Origin of the sequence: Agrobacterium sp. RAC06 (assembly GCF_001713475.1) — a bacterium.
In the GTDB taxonomy this organism is placed as follows: Bacteria; Pseudomonadota; Alphaproteobacteria; order Rhizobiales; family Rhizobiaceae; genus Allorhizobium.
In genome coordinates this window covers 180,410-199,849 of sequence record NZ_CP016500.1, presented here as the reverse complement: position 1 = coordinate 199,849, position 19,440 = coordinate 180,410, and the positions used below count along the sequence as shown (strand labels likewise).

The 19,440-nt window shown below is 60.0% G+C and carries 21 protein-coding genes; 9 read left to right on the top strand and 12 right to left on the bottom strand.

The window, feature by feature from the left end; genetic code table 11:
- Positions 1 to 15 precede the first annotated feature (15 nt).
- Positions 16 to 969, bottom strand: a complete 954-nt coding sequence (locus BSY240_RS22945; RefSeq protein ID WP_069044248.1) for a helix-turn-helix transcriptional regulator — start codon at positions 967 to 969, stop codon at positions 16 to 18.
- Positions 970 to 1,125: 156 nt separating this feature from the next.
- Here BSY240_RS22945 and BSY240_RS22940 point away from each other — a divergent pair, with 156 nt between their 5' ends.
- The gene (locus tag BSY240_RS22940) at positions 1,126 to 2,886 is read left to right on the top strand and encodes an alpha/beta hydrolase (protein WP_069044247.1); all 1,761 of its coding nucleotides are present in this window, start codon (positions 1,126 to 1,128) and stop codon (positions 2,884 to 2,886) included.
- A 464-nt stretch (positions 2,887 to 3,350) separates the two neighbouring features.
- Here BSY240_RS22940 and BSY240_RS22935 read toward each other — a convergent pair whose 3' ends face one another.
- From BSY240_RS22935 to BSY240_RS22915, 5 genes are read right to left on the bottom strand one after another with little or no spacing between them, the layout of a single operon-like run.
- The gene (locus BSY240_RS22935) at positions 3,351 to 4,151 is read right to left on the bottom strand and encodes an alpha/beta fold hydrolase (RefSeq protein ID WP_069044246.1); all 801 of its coding nucleotides are present in this window, start codon (positions 4,149 to 4,151) and stop codon (positions 3,351 to 3,353) included.
- Positions 4,148 to 4,558 carry a hypothetical protein gene (locus BSY240_RS22930; protein ID WP_069044245.1) on the bottom strand — a complete coding sequence of 137 codons (411 nt, stop codon included), beginning with the start codon at positions 4,556 to 4,558 and terminating at the stop codon, positions 4,148 to 4,150. The genes BSY240_RS22935 and BSY240_RS22930 overlap by 4 nt, the downstream gene beginning before the upstream one ends.
- A 60-nt stretch (positions 4,559 to 4,618) precedes the next feature.
- Positions 4,619 to 5,407, bottom strand: coding sequence for a MipA/OmpV family protein (locus tag BSY240_RS22925; protein WP_069044244.1), 789 nt, complete (start codon positions 5,405 to 5,407; stop codon positions 4,619 to 4,621).
- A complete protein-coding gene (locus BSY240_RS22920) occupies positions 5,394 to 6,140 on the bottom strand; it encodes a DUF4386 family protein (protein WP_083229784.1) in 747 nt (248 codons plus the stop codon). Before BSY240_RS22920 ends, BSY240_RS22925 begins: the two co-directional genes overlap by 14 nt.
- 29 nt (positions 6,141 to 6,169) lie before the next feature.
- Complete coding sequence (locus tag BSY240_RS22915; protein ID WP_069044242.1) at positions 6,170 to 6,676, bottom strand: cupin domain-containing protein; 507 nt, start codon at positions 6,674 to 6,676, stop codon at positions 6,170 to 6,172.
- 147 nt (positions 6,677 to 6,823) lie between these two features.
- On the opposite strand from BSY240_RS22915, the gene BSY240_RS22910 reads away from it, so the two are divergent.
- A complete protein-coding gene (locus BSY240_RS22910; RefSeq protein ID WP_069044241.1) occupies positions 6,824 to 7,462 on the top strand; it encodes a TetR/AcrR family transcriptional regulator in 639 nt (212 codons plus the stop codon).
- Positions 7,463 to 7,616: 154 nt separating this feature from the next.
- Here BSY240_RS22910 and BSY240_RS22905 read toward each other — a convergent pair whose 3' ends face one another.
- From BSY240_RS22905 to BSY240_RS22880, 6 genes are all read right to left on the bottom strand, one after another.
- On the bottom strand, positions 7,617 to 8,249 hold the full coding sequence (locus BSY240_RS22905) for a tyrosine-type recombinase/integrase (RefSeq protein WP_069044240.1): 633 nt from the start codon (positions 8,247 to 8,249) through the stop codon (positions 7,617 to 7,619).
- Positions 8,250 to 8,577: 328 nt separating this feature from the next.
- Positions 8,578 to 9,276 (bottom strand): ATP-binding cassette domain-containing protein, encoded by a 699-nt coding sequence (locus BSY240_RS22900; protein WP_069044239.1) that lies wholly within the window; start codon positions 9,274 to 9,276, stop codon positions 8,578 to 8,580.
- 6 nt (positions 9,277 to 9,282) lie between these two features.
- Complete coding sequence (locus BSY240_RS22895) at positions 9,283 to 10,383, bottom strand: FtsX-like permease family protein (protein ID WP_236759401.1); 1,101 nt, start codon at positions 10,381 to 10,383, stop codon at positions 9,283 to 9,285.
- A gap of 74 nt (positions 10,384 to 10,457) precedes the next feature.
- On the bottom strand, positions 10,458 to 11,717 hold the full coding sequence (locus BSY240_RS22890; RefSeq protein ID WP_069044237.1) for an HlyD family efflux transporter periplasmic adaptor subunit: 1,260 nt from the start codon (positions 11,715 to 11,717) through the stop codon (positions 10,458 to 10,460).
- Complete coding sequence (locus BSY240_RS22885; protein WP_069044236.1) at positions 11,714 to 12,028, bottom strand: EF-hand domain-containing protein; 315 nt, start codon at positions 12,026 to 12,028, stop codon at positions 11,714 to 11,716. Before BSY240_RS22885 ends, BSY240_RS22890 begins: the two co-directional genes overlap by 4 nt.
- 161 nt (positions 12,029 to 12,189) lie before the next feature.
- Positions 12,190 to 12,867 carry an SH3 domain-containing protein gene (locus tag BSY240_RS22880; protein ID WP_069044235.1) on the bottom strand — a complete coding sequence of 226 codons (678 nt, stop codon included), beginning with the start codon at positions 12,865 to 12,867 and terminating at the stop codon, positions 12,190 to 12,192.
- A gap of 185 nt (positions 12,868 to 13,052) precedes the next feature.
- Between BSY240_RS22880 and BSY240_RS22875 the strand changes: the two genes are divergently transcribed.
- The 7 genes from BSY240_RS22875 (at position 13,053) to BSY240_RS22845 (ending at position 18,695) form a co-directional block, all read left to right on the top strand.
- On the top strand, positions 13,053 to 13,760 hold the full coding sequence (locus tag BSY240_RS22875; protein WP_083229782.1) for a response regulator: 708 nt from the start codon (positions 13,053 to 13,055) through the stop codon (positions 13,758 to 13,760).
- Positions 13,761 to 13,818: 58 nt separating this feature from the next.
- Entirely contained in the window at positions 13,819 to 15,039 is a 1,221-nt protein-coding gene (locus BSY240_RS22870; RefSeq protein ID WP_150127580.1) for an ATP-binding protein, read from the top strand.
- A gap of 390 nt (positions 15,040 to 15,429) precedes the next feature.
- Positions 15,430 to 15,630 carry a type II toxin-antitoxin system VapB family antitoxin gene (locus BSY240_RS22865; RefSeq protein WP_069044233.1) on the top strand — a complete coding sequence of 67 codons (201 nt, stop codon included), beginning with the start codon at positions 15,430 to 15,432 and terminating at the stop codon, positions 15,628 to 15,630.
- Entirely contained in the window at positions 15,627 to 16,010 is a 384-nt protein-coding gene (locus BSY240_RS22860) for a type II toxin-antitoxin system VapC family toxin (RefSeq protein ID WP_069044232.1), read from the top strand. Before BSY240_RS22865 ends, BSY240_RS22860 begins: the two co-directional genes overlap by 4 nt.
- Positions 16,011 to 16,589: 579 nt before the next feature.
- Positions 16,590 to 16,949 (top strand): YciI family protein, encoded by a 360-nt coding sequence (locus tag BSY240_RS22855; RefSeq protein WP_069044231.1) that lies wholly within the window; start codon positions 16,590 to 16,592, stop codon positions 16,947 to 16,949.
- Positions 16,950 to 17,097: 148 nt separating this feature from the next.
- On the top strand, positions 17,098 to 17,457 hold the full coding sequence (locus BSY240_RS22850; protein WP_069044230.1) for a YciI family protein: 360 nt from the start codon (positions 17,098 to 17,100) through the stop codon (positions 17,455 to 17,457).
- Positions 17,457 to 18,695, top strand: coding sequence for an RNA polymerase sigma factor (locus BSY240_RS22845; protein ID WP_069044229.1), 1,239 nt, complete (start codon positions 17,457 to 17,459; stop codon positions 18,693 to 18,695). The genes BSY240_RS22850 and BSY240_RS22845 overlap by 1 nt, the downstream gene beginning before the upstream one ends.
- The last annotated feature ends 745 nt before the right edge of the window (positions 18,696 to 19,440 follow it).

Here is a 19,440-nt window from a genome sequence, read left to right as displayed (position 1 = left end):
TTCCCTGTCAGGCGGCTATGCGAGTCCGGCCCGCACATCCCTTGGTGTCATGCCATAGGTCTGTTTGAAGCGGGTGTTGAACCAGGACAGATCCCCAAAGCCTGCGTCCATGGCAATCTGAGCGATGTTGAGATGTTGCAAAGCCGGGTCGCTCAGCATTCGATAGGCACACGCCAGACGCCGGCTCGCCACATAGTCGCGGAAGGATGTTCCCTCCCGCTCAAAGAGGGCGCGAAGATAGCGCGAGGAGAAGCCCAGCCGGCTTGCGACACTTTCGGCACTCAATTCAGCCGAGAAGAGATTTTGCTCGATCTGTCTTTTTACGTCCTTCAATCGTGCCGCCCGCACCCCGCGTCCGGCGGCAATCTCGGTCGCCTCCCGCGTTGCCCCCAGCGCCATCAAGGCAAGATCCTGCACATGCGCCACGCATTGGGCTGCCTCTTCGGGAGCAAGTGCTGGCAGTTCGGCGTGCAGACTGCGGGCGTAGTTGAGAAAAAGCCGCCATTGCGGTGTGAGCGGTGCAGAACGCCGAAGCACAGCCTGAAGTCCTGCCTCAGCCATTCCGAGATGTGCCTTTGGAATGGAGACATAAATGCCCTCCATGTATTGGCCACCGAACCGCACAGTCCCGGGCACGTCGCCTGGATCGACATAGACAGTTCCGGCACGCAAAACCTCTTCCTTGCCACCGATCTGCGAGATCGTGCCACCGCCGGCCAGCGGAATATGAAACATCACGTCGTCGCTACACTCGGCGGCATGGCTGCGTGTCCGGATGGCTCTCGACGCAGAATGCCGACCATGTCCGATGATCACACCGGGCAGGACGGCGATCGATGTCTCCGAATTGAAGTGCTGCCGGTCATCGGGAATGAAGTCGACCCTAGTCATACTGGCAACGACATTGCGAAACGCATCGACGCGGCTTGCCCGATCGAAATCCTGCGATCGAATGGACAGCAATGGCATGATGACCTCCCCTCCAGCTCTTCTCCTCTCCCTTTCTAGTGATACACGTCATTTGGCGCATACCCCATTTGGCGTATCATCCCGATCAAGGCTTTTGGCAGGAGATTGGCTGTGCACAGAGATGAAGGACGTTCGAAGCATGCAGTGAAGGCAGGGATGGACCACGAGGAAGGGCCGGTTGCTTCCGGGATGATAGATCCAGACGTGGACCTCGACATCATCTCGAACACCTATCGCGCCATTGTCGATCAAGAGGCTTTCGACGCCATGATCGACAGTTGGCAGGCGAAACTCGGTCGCATTCCGGATGATGAGAAAGCCTCAAAACAGCTGTCGCGCGCGCTTCTGGCACAACTTGCCTTGGCACGCACGACCCTCGACGGCCTCGACATTCCCGCCGAGAACGATCCCTTGGCACGCGCGGTGCAGGATGTGCCGGGTCCGGCCCTCGTTCTGTCCCCCGAAGGCCGCGTCGTCGTCACCAACACCGAAGGGGCATCCGTGCTCGGAGCGCGGCAGGGAAGTTTCCTTGATCTGGACAGAATAGACCCTCGGTCGCTTGAAACCTTCCGCACCATGATGCGCGCGGCGAACAAGCGCGCCAATCGATCGCAGGCCATTCTCCGGATGTCTCCGCTTAATGACGGCGACGCCATTCTGGCCGAATCGTGGCTCCTGACACCGAAGATCGAGGGCGCCGCTTTTGTCGTCATCCGTTCCTTGGAAATCGAATGGACCGATCGTGCCTCCGAGATGCTCGCGCAAGCCTTCGGGCTCTCTGCCGCAGAAGTGGAGATCGCCCGGATCTTCTTCCGTGTCCGAGACGTTGCCGCCACTGCCGCCGCCCGCAATGTATCGCTACTGACAGTGCGTACCCAGCTCAAGAGCATCATGGCAAAAACGGAAGCCCCCTCGCAGGTCGAACTCATGCGGATTCTCGCGATGACCGCCGGACGTGCCATTCAGGACCGTCAGGGCAAGACCGATACATGGAGGGACCCGCTTGGCCGAGAAGAAGTTCTCAACCTGGCGGACGGACGCTCCGTCGCCTGGACGTGGCTCGGTGACCCGAATGGTCGACCCGTAATTCTCTGCCGTGGTCTACCGATGTGCTATCTCCTGCCACCCGACAGCGAGGGCCAATTAAGAGATGCCGGCATCAAGCTTCTGGCCCTTTCTCGACCAGGCTTCGGCAATTCCAGCCAGCATCCCAATTTGTCTCCACTGGAAGACAATCTCGCCGCGCTGCGCGGCTTCCTCGACCATGTCGTCAAGGCACCCTGTATCGCGATCGGGCTGAGCAATGGCGTCTTGCCCCTGCTCGCGGAAGCCAGCCTGCGTCCCGACCGGTTCCATGCGCTTATCGCCATCGGCTATACGGGTGTGCTTGACCGCAGCGGCATCCGGCGATTACAGCCGACACAACAGGCTATGATGCGGCTCGTCGGGATGTTGCCCTGGCTGGTCGACCTGATGGCCAAACAAGCCCATCGGATGATCCAGACCTATGGGGTAGATTGGTATATCGAGCGCGCCTATCGCACCCGTCCACTCGATTACGCAACCTGTAAGGACCCCAATCTCGCACCCTTCATTCGAAACGCCTGTTCGCACCTGCTGGCCCAAGGGCATCAGACCTTTGTCCGTGAGCTTCTGCTTGCCCGATCTGACATCGACCCGGCCATCGACACCTTGTCAGTGCCATTGACATGGGTTGCACCGAAAGAAGACGGCGTCTTCGACGAGACGAGTTTTCGGCGAATAGAGAGGAAAAATCCTCGCATCCGTCTGCAACCTCTTGAGAAAGCGGGCGAACTCGCACTTTACCAACAGACTTTGCGCATAGTTGACCTTATTGTGGACACCGCGAAAAGCACAACTTTTGGCGGCGACCAAACGTTTCGGCCCTCCCTTTGACTCCATCCCCACAACTCGATCTAGAGCGACAGGATAAGCCGCCGACAGGGGCGCCGGAGAACGAGATTTATTGCCGCTCTCCCGCAATGCTGACGTCAGCCCAAGGCCAGGGCACAAAGATGGCATCCAAGGTCGCTCGCGTCGGAAAAACAAAGGCAAATTAAGGGGTTTTATTCAAGTCTCTGAAGACATTGAGAATCCAGGTTTTCCAGGGCTGCCATTTCAGGTCGGTTTTCCACTGGAAATCAGCGGCTGTTTCCCACAGAAAAAAGCGACGTCTTCTTAGTAACTTGAGCTTCCCGGCCGCTGTCTTCAGGCCATCCTTCGTGCTCAAACGGGGTCTCGCAAAAAAATGGGCGGGTAACCCGCGGGAAATGACCGCCATGGGGCCAAAAGCCGACCGTCAGCCCGTGGCAGTGTTTGGCCAACTACTGACCTAAAGCTCGGTAACTTTTTACCTGCGTTCATCCAGTCTGCACCAGAAATGTCTTCAACATTCGATTGAAGGCACCCGGCTTCTCGATCATCACAGCGTGGCCTGTGCCAGGGACCGACGCAAATCTGGAGCCCGTAATTGCCTCGTGCACCTTCCTTGCTTTTTCCGGCGAAATCGGACGGTCTTCCACGCCGGACACGACCAGTGTGGGCACCTGGATCAATGGCAACAGATCCCATATGGCCTTTCGGCTGGCTGATGCTGCGGCAGCACGATGCAGCGCGCGAGGCAGGCTCTTCACAACGCTTTCCCAGCGCTCTCGCTGGGGCCCGCGAGATGGGTCGGCGAGAAAGCTTCGTCCGAACAGTATTTTCATCAATGGTGCGGATATGCTGGAGGTGCCAAACAAACGCACATAATTGATCAGGAACAGGTATTTCGGCAGGTTCGACCATTCCTCGGCATCCGCACTCGGTCCGATCAGCGTCAGCGACCGCACCAGATCAGGGCGGCGGGCTGCAAGCCGCATGGCGATGAAGGTTCCCATGGAAAAGGCCACAACATGCACCGTGCCAAGTTTCAATGTGTCGATCAAAACGGCTGCATCCGCCGCAAGGGAATCGAGGTCGAGACTGTCCCTTGTCTTCTCGGAGCGCCCCTGCCCTCTGAGGTCGAAGGTGATGACACGATGCGTTCGGGAAAATTCCGCGACCTGGGCTTCCCAGGACTCACTTGCCAGCATCAGCCCGTGAATGAAGAGAATTGCATCACCGCTTCCGCCAGTGTCCGAGAGGTAGATCTCGGCACCATTCACATTGAGCGTGCTCATGCCTTTGCTCCCGTCATGCAGGCGTCGAGTACGGAGCCGCGATCCCGCTCGAACCCCTTGTACCAGGTGTCGCGCAGGTTCGAAGCGATGCGGACCTCGACGACTGCGCCACCGCCACGCTTGGGAGTGAAACGGATCTCCTCGTAGGTCCGGCCAAATGCCCGCAACCTGTATATCTTTGCGCCAGCCTGCGACCCGTCGAGGAATGTCGATGATGGAAGGAGCGTGGCGCGGGCCTCGAAACAGGTGGCCACATCCTTGGCCGAGCGAGCGGTTTCGGAAACAGACCGGCTGGCGGCCAGATCAAACAGATCCGGGTCGGCAATGCCCGCCTCAGGTGTTGCAGCACAGGCTGCCAAGGTCGAGATGAGAACGGAGATAGAGAGAAGCGAAAGACGTCGTCTCATGGGAGAGATCCTGATGGAATTATTGGGAAATGAGGGAAATCGAGACGTGGCCTTGCGTGATCAGAAGGATCGCGTCAGGGACAGTCCGAATGTGAGTTGGTCGGGTGAGCCGGCCTGGACGATCGGACTATCGGCAAATTCCCCGACAAGCCGGCGATAGGAGACCAGGCCCGTCATCGCGATCTGCGGCGTCAGGTCGTAGGTCACGGAGAAATCGAGGCCGACATCCTTGAAGCCGCGGTCCGGGCTATAGGCATCAAGGCCACTGCGCGTGGCCGCATCCGGTGCCACCCCAAAATAGGTTTGTGCATAGCCACCACTGGCGGCAGAAACAGAGGCTGCCACGCCGACACGCAGCCGTTCTGACAGGACACTGCCATAACCGAGGGTGAAAGTGCCGAAGACCCCGTCATGCACGCCGCCCGCATCGACCAGCACTTCCCCGGACACTTTGACGGCACCCGTCGCCAACGGAAGGGTGGCGGCCGAGAACATGCCGACTTCGACCGTCGCATCGATGTCTGGCAGTGCCGCTACAGATGCGTTTTCGACATCGTCGCGACCGAACCGATAGTTGAACACGGCACCTGCATCGAGCACCGGGCTTGCGAGAAGGTCTACCCGCAGACTGGTCCCCTGAAGTTCGATGGCGTAGCCGCCAAGGTCCAGGGCAAAACCAACCATGGGCATGATCTGGCTGTCCTCTGATCCTTCGTAGTCGGGCATCTGCGCGACACCGAGGGTCCATTCTCCGGCAAACGTGTCTCCTGCCGAAGATGGTGATGAAGGGGCCAGAAGGATGAGACTGGCAACAGTGGCGACCAGGAGGCGGCGATCAAGCTTCAACATGAGTGATCTCCGTCTTTTTATGCAGAGCGGACTTGGCCGGCGCAGCCAAGAGGAGACGGATGCCGATCAGGATCAGCCATATGGTGAGGGCCAGAAAGCCTGCGATTGTGAAGAGGGAATAGAGATCGCCATTCTGACCGAGTGCAATTGCAAGGCCTTCGGTCGTGCCGATAGCGATCGAGGCTGCGGTCAGGATCCCCGCGACGCTGGACAGGACGCGTCGCTGCCGCCACTGGAGCGCCGACATGGCAAAGACGAAGAAGACGAGCAACCACTGACCGAGATGTTCGCCGATTGCGACACCGCCATAGGTGTTCAGGATTGCAAAGGCGGCTTCGGCGCTGGCCCGCGCTGCGGCATTACCGCTCTCATGGCTGCGGGCAAGGCCAGGGATCACGAAGACCCAGCGCCAAAGGCCCATGGCCTGGGTCACACCGGATAGCGCTCCTGTCACGGCTGCCATGAGCGCCAGGCGCTCCGACGTTGCCCGGTTCTCGGCCGTAAACGCGAGTGCGATCGTCAGAGGGGCCAGCAACAGGGCGGCCCAGGCGAAAGCGTGCCAGGTCAGTATCAGGGATGGACCGCCCTCGGCGAACCGGGCCAGAACCTCGCCCGCAGGGCGCCGCAGGATATCAGGATAGTCGAAGATGGTGACGAGATGCGCATAGGGAAGATTGAAGCCGATAGCCATGGCAATGGCGGACAGGCCGAGAATTGGAGCTCTTTGGGTCATGATGACACTCTCAGGTTCGAAGAAACGGGTCAGACGGGTGCAAAGGCGGCAAACAGGCGGAACACCGTTCGCTGCACCTGCATTGGCATTGCGGGGAAATGGAAGTCTGCGTTGAGCAGCAGACGGGCCAGCCGACGCGGATCTCTCGGCAGGCCGGAGGCATTGGTTTGGCCCGTGATTGCGGCGTGATGCATGCCGCGCAGAAAGCGCTCAAAAGCGTGGCCCGGCGTAACCGTGCATCGAAGCACAGCAGCAGAGCCGGACGCGTTGCGGAATGCGTGAACCGTGCCGGGACAAACGATGATCGACTGGCCAGCCGTCAGGGAACGGGAATTGCCATTCACCGCGAATTCGACCTCGCCTTCCAGCACTTCGAACTCTTCATGCAGGCGGGAGTGCCGATGCGGGGGGCTACCGGCGGCTCCGGGGGCGAGGTGCGTTACAAAGGTCAAGGCTTCAACGGGTGAATTGGGCAAGGGCTCGATGAGCGTTGTGCAATCGCCGGTTACGGGGTTGTCGAGGATGGTGTCGGTCATGTTCGCCTCTTTATCACTGCGTGGTGATATAAGTAATTCACCGGTCGGTGACATGTCAAGTCACCGCCCGGTGAATTATCGGACTTGTCTATTGCGATGCGAACGGATCTCGAATATCACTGATCGGTGACTTGAGGGGACAGAGATATGGCAGAGAGAAATACCGCGGAGGAACCCGCGCGAACCCGCGACAGGCAGGCAACCGAGGCGAGGATCCTTGAGGCCGCGCAATCCATATTGATTGCCGCCGGCCCAAGCGGCTTTGGCGTCAACGCGGTCGCACGCGAGGCCGGCATCGACAAGCAGTTGATCTATCGCTACTACGGCGGGATGGACGGATTGCTTGAAGCTCTGGGCATCCGACTGGCTGAGTGGTGGCAAGAAAAGCTGATGGCGGGCCTGCCGGAGAAGCCTGCAGCAAGCTACGGCGAGCTTATCGAACTGCTGGCGCTCCGATTGCTTGCCATCATGAGAACGGAACCGCTGGCGCTACAGACCCTTCTATGGGAACTCACCGGATCCGAGAGCTTCGTCAAATCCCTTTCAGCCTCCCGCGCGCGTGCCTATGGCACCTGGATGGCACGCGTCCGAGGAAACCTTGCGCCACCAGAAGATGTAGACGCGCCCGCCGTAAATGCACTTCTCATCGCTGCCATCAGTCAAATCACACTTGCGGGCAGAAACGCCGATACGATCATCGGCTTGCCTGCAAACGATGCATCGACCTGGGATCGCGTGGAGCAATCAATCATTCGACTTATTCGAGGCGTTTATCCACTGGCGTGAATTCATGCGCAGCGAGCGCCCCTCGCTAATGACCGCATTCCATGAGGTGACCAGGGGCATCGAACGTCTGATTTGAAGGCGCAAAGCAGTTTGAATCCTTTCGAAAGCCCTCCGGGGAAAAGAGCAGCCCCACGATATGCGGGGCCGTCCGCTTTCAGATTTCAGTCCGCTCGGCTAGTTCTAGTGCGTCCTCAATGTCGACGCCGAGATATCTGACTGTGTTCTCGATCTTCGTATGGCCAAGCAGGATCTGGATCGTTCGAAGATTGCCGGTGGCTTTGTAGATCATGGCAGCCTTCGTTCGCCGCAGGGAATGCGTACCGTAATCCTCCCGTCGCAGCCCAATCGCAGTCACCCACTCATCGACCAGCCGGGCGTATTGCCGAGTGCTGAGATGATCTGCGTGGTCGACGCGACTGGGAAAGGCATAGTCATCGACTGGTCCTCCCCTTCGTTGAAGCCAGGCAAGCAGACTGGCTTTGACCTCGGTCGTAATTTCGAACTGCACGGGTCGTTCAGTCTTCTGCTGGACGACCATCGCCCGAGTTCGAATGTCGTGGCCGGTGACGAGGGTTCCGATTTTCAGTTTTACCAGATCGCAGCCTCGGAGCTTGCTGTCGATGGCAAGGTCGAAGAGTGCTCGATCTCTCATCCTTCCTTCTCGGTCGAGGAAGAAGCGGACTGCCCAGATCTGCCGTTGCTTCAGGGGCTTCTTGACACCAACTTGCTTGCCTGCGTTCCAAGCCGGTCGACCCATTGCGGCAGGATCATATTGTGAAATACCCATTTCAGTTCTCCTGTGGCCACCATTGGCCATAGGAAGTACGCATAGACCCCGGTTCTACGGCGAGGCTGAAACCAGACAAGCGGTCTAGATGGTCAATTCGAGAGATATAAAGACGATGGGAACAGGCTCCTCCTGGTTTGCGATCGTCAGCCGCTACCCTCGATCAAATTGCCACTGATCGTTAGCCTGGATAACACTGTCTCGCATGGGATTGGCGCCAGGCTGCCAGACAGGTTTCTGGTAGCGCTGGCCGAACACCAAGAAGGCGGAGCAGTCCAACGAGGGCGATCTCGACCCATTGTTGGCACCTTCATTGCCGCAGTATTGCCTAGTGGCCAGATGCTGCGCGATCTTCGACAATCCTGCCGTCCTCCAGCGTGATGATGCGATCCGCGAGATCGAGGATGCGGGAGTCGTGGGTGACCATGACGGTCGTGGCACCCCGCGCACGGCCGAGATCCTTGAACAGGCGCACCGCTGCGAGGCCGCTAACCTTGTCGAGCGCTGCGGTCGGCTCGTCGGCGAAGATGATGTCGGGGTTCGATACGAGAGCCCGTGCTATGGCCACACGCTGTTTCTGCCCGCCAGACAGGTTCGCCGGACGGTAGTCGAGCCGTTCTCCAAGCCCAAGGAGGCCCAGAATGTGATCCGCCGCTTGGGCGTGCTTCTTCGGATCGCCCCGGCCATGGACTTGCAACCCCATCATGACATTCTGCCGGGCCGTCAGGCTGTCATGCAGGTTGTGAGCCTGGAAGATGAAGCCAAGGCGCCTGCGCATGTCGATGCGGGTGATCTCGTCCGATACAAACAACTCCTGGTCAAGAAGTCGGATGCTGCCGGCATAAACCTCGCGCAGACAGCCCATGATGGTCAACAGCGTGGTCTTGCCCGAACCCGACGGCCCCATAAGGATCGTCAGCGATCCGCGCCTGATCTCCAGGTTGATATCGAACAGGGCCTGCTTGCGGGCCTCGCCCTCGCCAAAGAAGTGGTCGAGACCTCTGACTGAAATGGCGGCGTCTGTCATGGGGCCTCAGAACAGGTCGGCCGGCTGGGCGGCGGCGAGTTTGCGCATGGCGAGAAGGCCGGACAATGTGCAGGCCAAAATCGTCCCGATAAAGACCGCGACGGCGCGCTCCGGCGTCATGAAGATTGGGATATTCGTGAGATAAGCCAACGCCTCATAAAACAGGTGAGAAAACGCCAGTCCGGGCCAGAAGCCGATGGCGGCCAGGATGATCGCCTCCTCCAGTATGATCCCGACGAAAAACCCCTGGCGGAAGCCCATGGCCTTGAAGGTCGCGTATTCGCGGATGTGATCCGCAACATCTGAGGACAGCACTTGATAGGCGATGACGATGCCCACGACGACGCCGATGGCCACGCCAAAGGCGAAGATCAGACCGGTTGGACGCTCGGTCATCTGGTAGCGGATCTCGTGTTCCATGGCTTCCGTTACAGAGCGAATCCGAACCGTGTCGGGCGGGTAGAGCTGCTTCAACTCGGCTGCAACCCGTCCGGGATCTGCGCCGCGAGCAAGCGTCAACAGAATATGGCTCGGCGTGGCGGAGCTCCGCTGTGGGAACAGATGGAAGAAGGTCTGATCCGAGACAAGGAAGACGCCGTCGCCGCCGAACCCGCCACCGATCGATACGGTTCCGATCGCGCCGATCTGACGATTTTGCATCTCGAATGACACCGGTGCCTCAGGGCTTGCTCCGGAAAAGCTGCGCATATCGACAAAGCGGGTCAGCCTATCGACAAGCGCAGTGTCGGACAGGGACAGGCTGATCAGGGGATCGACCAGCGCGTCGTGGACGAATGGTCCGGCGTCCGGCGGGAGCCCGATGAACTGAATGGAGGATGACGCGTCATGACCCGAGATCCAGGTCGAGCGCCCCATGTAGACAGGCGTACCGCCTGTTACATCCGGGTGCACTTGCGCCTGGAAAAGTCTTTGTCGCGCCAGTGTGGCTGCATCGGACAGTGTCTCGGATTCGACAGGTGACATGATCAGAAGATCGGGCTTGAAGAGCCGATAGGGAATGGCCACTGATTCCGCCATCGATCCGGCGAGACCGAGCTGAACAAAGACGAGCACATTGGCGAAGGCCACCCCGGCCAAAGCAGCCATCAGCCGCCCCGGGTGATGCATGAGCTGAAGATACCCGATGGGGAGCCGACCCAGAAGGCGTGAGAGGAAACCTGTCATTGTCCGCCGCCCTCTTCAGGCGTGTCGGACGCGACAGCAATCCGGGCAACGACCTCGAGGTTCACGTAAGACGCGGCACGGAGACTTGAAGCCTCATCGAGCGCGACCGTGACCAGAAGCACGCGCGCATCGGTATTCGCCGCCGGATCGTCCGCTGTTACGCTCTGCCGCCCGACCAGCGTGCCGATGCGCGAGACCGTTCCTGTCAATTGTTCGTCGCCAAGCACGCCGGAGACGAGCGACACGGACTGACCGACCGCGACCCTGGGAACCATGGTCTGGAACACTTCGAGTTCAGCCTCCATTCGCGCCGTGTCGCCCATCCGCAAAAGCCCGTCTGCAGGCGGCCGTTCTCCGGCGCGCGCCGACACTTCGATAATCGCCCCATCCTGCGGCGCCAGCACCCGGCCCCTGTCGAGGTCGCGGCGTGCCTGTTCAACGGCGGCCTCTGCCGCAGCGAGATCCGCGGTCGCCACGGCGATATCGACCTGCTGGTCATCCGGCCCGGACTCATAACGGGTCATCGACGCCCGCAGTCGGTCGAGATCGGCACGTGCCGTGTCGGCGGCCCGTTCTGCTTCCTCGAGGGTCGCCTGGGTTGAGACGCCAGTGCCCAACAGGGAGGTCACGCGGGCCAATTCGCGCTCGCTGCTCGCAAGCGAAGCCTCTGCTCCCCTAATCTGCGCACGAAGCTCGGCTTCAGCCGCCTCGACCTGAACCTTGACCTGGGAAAGTGCTGCACGCCGAATTGCGAGCGTGCTTTCTGCGCTGGTCAGCGCCGATTCATACAGCGCGAGACTGTCGAGCACGGCCAATACATCGCCTTTGGCCACGACATCTCCGTCATCGACCAGGATACGGTCGATGCGCGCGTCGCCGGCCCCTTGCGGAAGTGCCACAGAGACGATGCCTCCGGCCGGCTGAAGACGACCGAGAGAGACAACGTCACCGGTCGCCATCGCCGCGACGCGTTCGGGCGACGGGATGCGTTCGACGGGCAAGGCGATGGGTTGACGGGCACCAGCACCAGGCTCAAGCTTCGTCCAGTCGAAGACAGCTCGTATGGCGGGCCCTTGAAAATAGAGACCGATGACACCACCGATCAGGAGAAGCGACACCACGATGAGGGCCTTCAGTGGCCAACTCGACTTCTTCCGCTGGGTGATCTTCGACGAAGACCGATCTTTGCCATTGTCGAGCAGTGGCAAAGTGTTGGAGACGGTCGCGTCTTCCGAGGGGTGATTGCCAGGACTCATCGCGCCAGCGCTTGCAATTCTTGCTGCGTCACCACGGCGTTGCCATCGGCGTCGATTCGGTTGAAGGCCATGTCCTGGCGACCAAACTTCACGATCTGGCCAGCCCTGCCCAGGTTGTCTTGTGCATTGAGCGAAAGAAGAGAGTGAAACTCCGAGCGGGTCAGAGCCTTGTCGCCATCGGCATCTGCCTGGACATAGTTTTCAGCCAGTTTCTGTCTGTCGGCATCAGAGATCGTCTGTGCCTGAACGCCGGACAGCGGCAGGGCAACGCAAGCGGCACAAACCAGCCGTGCCAATACATCAGGTTTCATGTCCCTATTTCTCCTCATCAGATGAATTGCAGTTTGTAATTGCTGGGGCTCCCAATTCCGACAGACAGAGTGAGGACCATGACCGACGTTCCGACCAAGGTGTTCTCACTCCGCCGACGGGCTGTCCCGCAGGTGCCCCGGTGATGGAGGCGACTGACGCCTCAGCGACTGAAGGTACGGGTTCCGGTCGCAGTACCACCGGCCGGTCCGGTTCGCGTCATGTTGCAACTAAGGTCATTGGCGCTGCAGTTGCGGACGCGGGAAGCGGAATTGCCAAAGCGTCCGGTGGTCTCACGGGTCGCGCTGCATTCACCACCGGCGCAATTGCGGGTCTGGCTCGTCGTTCCACCATAAATTCCCGTCGCCGTGCGTGTCCCCGTGCAGTTGCCATCAACGCATGTCGCGCTTCGACCGTAGGTCTCAACCCGTGGTGCGACCGGGGCATAGGGGCGATAATAGGACGTCCAGGACCGGTACCAAGGCTGGGCCACGTAGTGTGTGTTCCAGTAGGCGCGGTCATAGGTCACCACGGTCACACCGACGATGGGAGCGACCGCGGCGGAAAGGACGACCGGGCCGCCGTTATAAACCACCTGAATGTAGCTGGCAGATACCCAGCCCCGGTACTGGCCGAATGCAACATCGCACCATGCATAATCAGCAACACAGCCACGGGTGACGATGCGCGCGCCCTGAGGCAGGACGGTTACCACCGGATAGCTTGTTGCCGGTCCGGCGCGCAGGTTGACGTTTGCTGTCGATACGGCAACGGCGGACGCGGTGGCCGCCGTAGCCCCGCCCATCACCAGGGCCAATAGTACAAAAATCTTCTTCAGCATAATTTGCTCCATCACTTGCGATCAAACTTGTTCGCCTTCTGACGAGCGATTTGCAGGAGCTGAATTTCACGGGTGTTACGGATTTCGAGCGAGATGTGACAAGGTGTTTCAAAGGAGCTTGTCTGTCATGTTTTGACATAACTCGATCTTGCGTTGCGTCTCGCATACGTGACACGATCAGCGCCATGAACGGGAAATCAGACAGAGTTATCGTCGTGGACGACGACACTGAACTCCGGGCGCTGCTACGCCGGTTCCTGACGGAGCATGGATTCGAGACCCGCGCCGTGGACGGCGGTAGCGCGCTTGACAGGGAGCTGTCGCGAAACCCGGCGGATGTCATCGTTCTCGACCTCATGATGCCTGGCGAAGACGGGCTTTCCGTCTGCAGGCGGCTTCGTGCAGCGGGCGATCTCACGCCGATCGTGATGCTCACCGCGCGCGGTGACCCGATCGACCGCATTGTCGGCCTCGAAACCGGCGCGGACGACTACCTGCCCAAACCCTTTGAACCCCGCGAACTGGTAGCCCGTCTGTCGGCTGTCCTCCGACGCACGCGCGGTTTCCGGCCAGTGTCCTTGGACGATATCGTGACGGTCGGTTCTCTCGAGATCAATCTCTCGACCCGAACGGTGAAACGTGAAGGCGCGTCACTCAAGCTGTCCAGCCGTGAATTCGCCCTGCTGGAGGCTCTGTTGCAAAGTCGCGGACGCCCGCTGAGCCGGGCTCAATTGATCGAACGTGCGCTTGGACGCGATGCGGAGGTTACCGACCGCGCGGTCGATGTTCACATTGCGCGGCTACGGCGCGCGATCGGCGACCGGGCCGATGCGCCCGAATTGATCAAGACGGTCTGGGGCGTGGGTTACGTGCTGGTGTCCGACGGTGCTTGACTCCCTCCTGAAGCAGAATATCGCGGTTCTTACCGCAGCCATCGTCGGTGCACTTGTGATGTCGTTCGTTCTGATTGCCGAATTCGTAATACGGCCCCAGATCGAACGCTCGGCGGCAGACACGGCACAGACGATCCGAAATCTCCAGCTTTCTTTGACGCAGATGGACCCGTTCCAGCAGATACTCTTCACCGAGGCGCTGCGCGCGGACGATGAGCCCGGCATGCTTCTGGCAGAAGCTGCGCCTGACGACGCAGGCGGACAGCGCAGTTGGTTCACGGGATACTTCCTGCGAATTCTGTCTGAGCAATACGGGATCACAGGCCCCGATGTCCTTATTGATCGTGAGGGGCGGGTTTGGGTTCGGGTCGTCACAGCGGATCAACCCTTTTGGTTAACCGTCAGGACATTGCCGGCGACCGATCCAGTGGTTGGCGTGCTTTTGGCATCAGCAGTCGCATTGTTTGCCTCTCTCGCCGGCGGGATCACGCTGCAACGAAAGATCGCTCGACCGCTGAAGCGTCTGGAGGATGCGGTCGGAGTTATGTCAGGCCCATCCTATACTTATGAGAACGCCATCCATAGTCCGCGGGAGATCGCTGCGGTCTCCGGCGCACTCAAAGATATGTCGCATCGGTTGCAAACGGCAGAGGCTGACCGCGCGCTTATGCTGGCTGGGGTCAGTCACGATTTGCGAACTCCGCTGACCAAGCTGCGCCTGTCTCTTGCGATGATGAAGAATTCTGATCCCGATCTCGTTGCTGGTGCGGAGCGCAACGTGATCCGGATTGAAACCATGCTGCGTCAATTCCTCGACTTCGCCCGTGGGTTTGAGGTGGAAGAAACGCGGGCAGTTCCATTGCGACCGCTACTTCAGCAGGCAATCGAGGCGAGCGATCGGCCAGACACCATAGCACTCGACGCGCCGACCAATGACCTGGCCTGGGTTCGGGAAGCAGCCCTTCTCAGAGCTGTTGAGAACCTTCTGACCAATGCGATCCGCTACGGAAAAGCCCCGATCAGCCTAAGCGCACGCACTGATGGGGAATATCTGCTGATCGAGGTGCGGGATTCGGGGCCTGGCATTTCACCTGGAGAAGCACGAAACCTGATGCGCCCGTTTGCGCGAGGTGATGTTGCCCGCGGTGGAGAAGGCACGGGCCTGGGATTGGCCATTGTCGATCAGGTGGCAAGAGCCCACGGCGGAGCCCTCGAATTCGAACAAGCCGCCGAAGTCTTCACGGCCCGTCTGCGTCTCCCTCAATCGAGGCAAGCCTGAGCGGACTATGGCTTGTTTCTCACGCACTACTTTCTGGAAGGACGGAGCTTAGCATTTCAGGATGCATGTCTTTTTTTGGACGGGTACGGAGCACGAGCGCTGTCGCGTACACTTGACGAGAAGGGTGGATCTGGAGGTAGCGCTTTCAAGCGCAGCCCGAAACCTATGTCCGCTTCCGAACATACAATGTGGCTCTACATCCGAAATGGGAGGCGCAAAACTGTCATCGCGCATGAACCGCAGCTGGCTCGAGCAATCGTCTTGGCTGGTGTCATAACCTTGAACTAGTTCGAACCGACGGCTTGAAAAACAATAAGCATCGGCTCCGTGAGTCGTAGAAATTAGCACCAAATGGTGCTAACTAGACCATCCATCTTCAGGAGTCTTGATATGCGATCTACCATAAATCTCGATGACGATCTCATGGAAAGGGCCAAGTCCCTCACGGGCACGAAGGAAACAGCAGCTCTTGTTCGACAGGCGCTGGAGACCCTTGTGCGTGTGGAATCTGGCAAACGGCTGATCGCCCTTGGTGGCTCAATGCCAGAGGCTGAGGCGTCACCGCGCCGACGGAGCGACGTAGCCAAGTGATCCTGGTCGACACCTCAATCTGGATCGACCATTTTCGATATGGTGACGCAGAACTAGGGAAAATCATCACTGATGACCTACTGCTCTGCCACCCTTTTGTTGTCGGCGAACTGGCGCTTGGTAGCCTACGAGAGCGGGATGCCGTCATAGCTTTCCTAGCCGCTCAGCGCGAAGCAACGATCGCGACCCATACAGAGGTCATGACAGTAATTGATCGGCATTCGATATTCAGCATGGGGATCGGTTACACAGACGCGCACTTGTTGACTTCAACACTGCTCGACGGGCGCGCAAGCTTGTGGACAAGAGACAAACGCCTGGCGGCCGCAGCACAAAAAGTTGGTGCGACGCTTTACCAGCAGGCGCAAGCCGCTCATTAAGGCCGTAATGCAGAACGGTCGGCTGTCCGACCTGAGAGATAGGTGCTGCCGATGGGATACGAACCCGCGACCTGTCGTTCAGCAGCTGTTCCGCACTGTTACTCTCCGGTTTGGGCAAGAAACGCCGCTTTGGATTCGGCCGCCCTTGGCCGCGAGCCGGCTGGCGGGTTTATAGATGGGCCAGGCGACATAGCGGACACTCATGTTGATCGCCCAAACCGCGCCTCAGCTTCCTCGAGCTGGCCATTCATGCAAACTGTGGCACCACACAGAGGCCAAGCGCCGGCTGCGGGTTGCGGCCTCGACCTTGTAGGTCGCACGAGACTTGGGCCGGCTTCGCAACCGGAAGATGATCCGCCGGTCTGCGTCCCGACCCTTCCTCAACGCTGATCAACAACACCAGGGTAAGCCCCGGACTCGAACGATCCGTGGCGGTCATCATCTTTTTTCGACACAAACATCTCCAAGGCCTGTCGAAATGTATCGGCCCCGCCGCACACTATGATGAGCGGGTACGAACACGCTCAACCATCAACGGGCCGTCGACTTACGGTCATTCTGAGAAGAAGGGCGATACCGATGCACTTCATGCTTCAATTCTACGAAAACCCAGAGGAACGGGGCAAACATCATGATCCCGCGCAGGTCGAGGCCTATTTCGCTGGTTGGACCGCCTTTATCGGCACGCTTGCACAATCCGGGGCCATGGTCAGCGGCAACGGGCTGCTGCCACCCGATACCGCGACGACGCTGCGTGTCAAGAACGGCACGCGGCAGGTCATTGATGGCCCCTTCGCCGACAACAAGGAAATTCTGGGCGGCTATGTCATCCTTGATGTGCCCGATCTAGACGCAGCGCTCGAATGGGCTGCACGGGCACCCTGCGTGACAGCCGGGTCCGTCGAAATCCGCCCGATCCTGCCGCCGCCCGGCGCATGATGGGCGACGCGCGCCGCGATGCCGCCGTACACTTGGTTCTCGCGGCGTGCGGGTCCTGCTGTATATTGCACGCGATTTTCGCCGTGCGTACGCCCAGCCATCGACAGGCCATCAACTGACAGTCATCTTCAGAAAAAAGGCTATTCCAATGCACTATATGCTGCAATTTCGCGAAACCCCCGAAGAAAGGAGCAAACCCAACGATCCCGCGCAGGTCGGCGCCTATTGGGGTGGCTGGCAGGCCTATATAGGCGCACTTGCGCAATCCGGCGTCATGATTGGCGGCAACGTGCTGCGCCCCTCCGAGACCGCAACGACGCTGCGGGTCGAGAATGGCACCCGGCATGTCGTCGATGGACCATTCGCAGACACCAAGGAGCAACTGGCCGGATTTGTCATCCTCGACGTGCCCGATCTTGACACAGCCCTCGAATGGGCCGCACAGGCGCCGTGCGCAACGGGCGGCTCGGTGGAGGTTCGCCCCGTGCTTCCACCAACCGCCTCCTGATGGACGAGGCGCGCCGCGATATCGCCGCGCAAGCGACGCTTGCGGCCCGCGAGTCCTATGGCAAGCTTATCGCGATCCTCACCGCGCGCACGCGCGATGTGGCCGCCGCCGAGGATGCGTTGGCGGACGCCTTCGCGGCCGCGCTGGCGCAGTGGCCGCAAGGCGGTGTGCCAGCTAACCCTGTCGGCTGGCTTCTGACCGTTGCGCGGCGCAGTGCGGGCCACGCCGCAGCGCGACGACATACCGCCGACCGCAGTCTCGCGATGGTGCAAATGCTTGAGGAAGAACGCAACGACCAAGCTTCGGACGGATTCGGCGACGACCGCCTGAAGTTGATGTTCGCGTGTACCCACCCGGCTATCGCCGAAGACGCGCAGGCGCCCTTGATGCTGCAGACGGTCTTAGGCCTTGATGCCGCGCGCATCGCAGCAAGCTTTCTGATCGCGCCCGCCTCGATGGGCCAGCGGTTGGTGCGCGCCAAACGCCGTATCCGCGATGCCGGGATCGCGTTTGCGATCCCTGAGGCAGAAGATATCCCTGCGCGGCTGTCCGTGGTGCTATCAGCGATCTACGCGGCCTACGGCACCGCCTGGGACGACGTGGCCGGTGCCGACCCGCGGCTGGCAGGCCTCACCAATGAGGCGATCTGGCTTGCGCGGCTGACGGTGCAGCTCGCGCCCGAGCAGCCCGAGGCGCTCGGCCTGCTTTCCCTGATGCTGCACTGTGAAGCGCGACGGGCGGCGCGAAGAGGATTGGATGGCGCTTTCATCCCGCTGCGCGACCAAGAAGTCGCTTCGTGGTCTCACGCCATGATGGCTGAGGCGGAAGCCGCCTTGCGCTCAGCCGCCCGTGCGGCACAGCCTGGGCGATTTCAGACCGAGGCCGCAATTCAATCGCTTCACGCGCAAAGTCGCATCACCGGCGAGCGCCTCAACGGACCGCTTGCACAGCTTTACGACGTGCTGGCCCGGTTCGCGCCCACCACCGGAGTGCTGGTGGCACGTGCTGTCGCGCTCGCAGAAAATGGCGCGGTCAACGCTGCGATGTTGCAGCTCGACGCGATCACGAATGCCGAAGCCTATCAGCCCTGGTGGGCGGCGCGTGCCCGCATCCTCTGGCTCGGCAACCAAGAGTCAGCCGCTCGCGAGGCTGCGACCCGCGCGGCCGGTCTCAGCAAGGATCCCGGCATCCGGCGCTTCTTGCTGGCGGGCGGATATCAGGACAGCCCGAGACAATAGATCCGCCGTCGTCGTACGGACTGTCAAAAACGGGGTGGGTCTGCCACTCAGACCAGGGTTAAAGCCGCCGCGCGTCATGATAGCGAGCAGCCCATGGCCTTGCGGATTAGCGCACAGCCGCCAGTCTGGCGGCCGGAACGGCTCGCACCAGCAGAGAAAGTGAGCTTTGCCGACCCTGATGAACGGCAAGCCTTCACTTTTCGACTGTCTGCTCTTCGCCCTTTTGACACCTTCAATCTGTTCGCAGAGAATGACCCCTATTGTAACAGACAAGACTTGACGCACATGGCAGAAATGAAGGCGCGTAGCCGCACCTGAGGCCGCCATAGCCTCGTGTCCGCTTCTGCGCACCTTTGACGACTGCACCTTCGTCCGAGATGAAGGCGCAAAACTGCCAAGGGTAAATGCTCGCCTCACCTCTTCAAGCCATCCGTCGTGCTCAAGCGGGCCACTCAAAATTGGCTGGTGACCCACAGCCGGTATGTCTGGCACTGTGAGTTGATTGCTCAGACAAAGTCCGCATTCGCTATTGATACCCGGTTGGAGACCTCTGCGCCGTTGGACCTAAGGTAATTCCATGGCGCCCATGTCGCCCCAACGCCGACGGTGACCGATGGATGGAGGCAAACTTTCATCCATCGGGCATGGGGTAGCGGTAGCCCTGCGCGACAGTTGCAATCTTCGGTCCGAACGCGCTGCCTGAACGCAGTCTGGTGGCAAGGAAGATCGTTTCACACGACTTTGT

Excerpts from the sequence above, each read along its gene's own strand:
- BSY240_RS22845 (WP_069044229.1), top strand. The coding sequence starts at position 17,457 with ATGGACGAGGCGCGCCGCGATATCGCCGCGCAAGCGACGCTTGCGGCC.
- BSY240_RS22935 (WP_069044246.1), bottom strand. The coding sequence starts at position 4,151 with ATGAGCACGCTCAATGTGAATGGTGCCGAGATCTACCTCTCGGACACT.
- BSY240_RS22910 (WP_069044241.1), top strand. The coding sequence starts at position 6,824 with ATGGCAGAGAGAAATACCGCGGAGGAACCCGCGCGAACCCGCGACAGG.
- BSY240_RS22915 (WP_069044242.1), bottom strand. The coding sequence starts at position 6,676 with ATGACCGACACCATCCTCGACAACCCCGTAACCGGCGATTGCACAACG.
- BSY240_RS22905 (WP_069044240.1), bottom strand. The coding sequence starts at position 8,249 with ATGGGTATTTCACAATATGATCCTGCCGCAATGGGTCGACCGGCTTGG.
- BSY240_RS22870 (WP_150127580.1), top strand. The coding sequence starts at position 13,819 with ATGTCGTTCGTTCTGATTGCCGAATTCGTAATACGGCCCCAGATCGAA.
- BSY240_RS22925 (WP_069044244.1), bottom strand. The coding sequence starts at position 5,407 with ATGTTGAAGCTTGATCGCCGCCTCCTGGTCGCCACTGTTGCCAGTCTC.
- BSY240_RS22940 (WP_069044247.1), top strand. The coding sequence starts at position 1,126 with ATGGACCACGAGGAAGGGCCGGTTGCTTCCGGGATGATAGATCCAGAC.
- BSY240_RS22900 (WP_069044239.1), bottom strand. The coding sequence starts at position 9,276 with ATGACAGACGCCGCCATTTCAGTCAGAGGTCTCGACCACTTCTTTGGC.
- BSY240_RS22895 (WP_236759401.1), bottom strand. The coding sequence starts at position 10,383 with ATGGCTGCTTTGGCCGGGGTGGCCTTCGCCAATGTGCTCGTCTTTGTT.
- BSY240_RS22920 (WP_083229784.1), bottom strand. The coding sequence starts at position 6,140 with ATGACCCAAAGAGCTCCAATTCTCGGCCTGTCCGCCATTGCCATGGCT.
- BSY240_RS22890 (WP_069044237.1), bottom strand. The coding sequence starts at position 11,717 with ATGAGTCCTGGCAATCACCCCTCGGAAGACGCGACCGTCTCCAACACT.
- BSY240_RS22875 (WP_083229782.1), top strand. The coding sequence starts at position 13,053 with ATGAACGGGAAATCAGACAGAGTTATCGTCGTGGACGACGACACTGAA.
- BSY240_RS22865 (WP_069044233.1), top strand. The coding sequence starts at position 15,430 with ATGCGATCTACCATAAATCTCGATGACGATCTCATGGAAAGGGCCAAG.
- BSY240_RS22880 (WP_069044235.1), bottom strand. The coding sequence starts at position 12,867 with ATGCTGAAGAAGATTTTTGTACTATTGGCCCTGGTGATGGGCGGGGCT.
- BSY240_RS22885 (WP_069044236.1), bottom strand. The coding sequence starts at position 12,028 with ATGAAACCTGATGTATTGGCACGGCTGGTTTGTGCCGCTTGCGTTGCC.
- BSY240_RS22850 (WP_069044230.1), top strand. The coding sequence starts at position 17,098 with ATGCACTATATGCTGCAATTTCGCGAAACCCCCGAAGAAAGGAGCAAA.
- BSY240_RS22945 (WP_069044248.1), bottom strand. The coding sequence starts at position 969 with ATGCCATTGCTGTCCATTCGATCGCAGGATTTCGATCGGGCAAGCCGC.
- BSY240_RS22930 (WP_069044245.1), bottom strand. The coding sequence starts at position 4,558 with ATGAGACGACGTCTTTCGCTTCTCTCTATCTCCGTTCTCATCTCGACC.
- BSY240_RS22855 (WP_069044231.1), top strand. The coding sequence starts at position 16,590 with ATGCACTTCATGCTTCAATTCTACGAAAACCCAGAGGAACGGGGCAAA.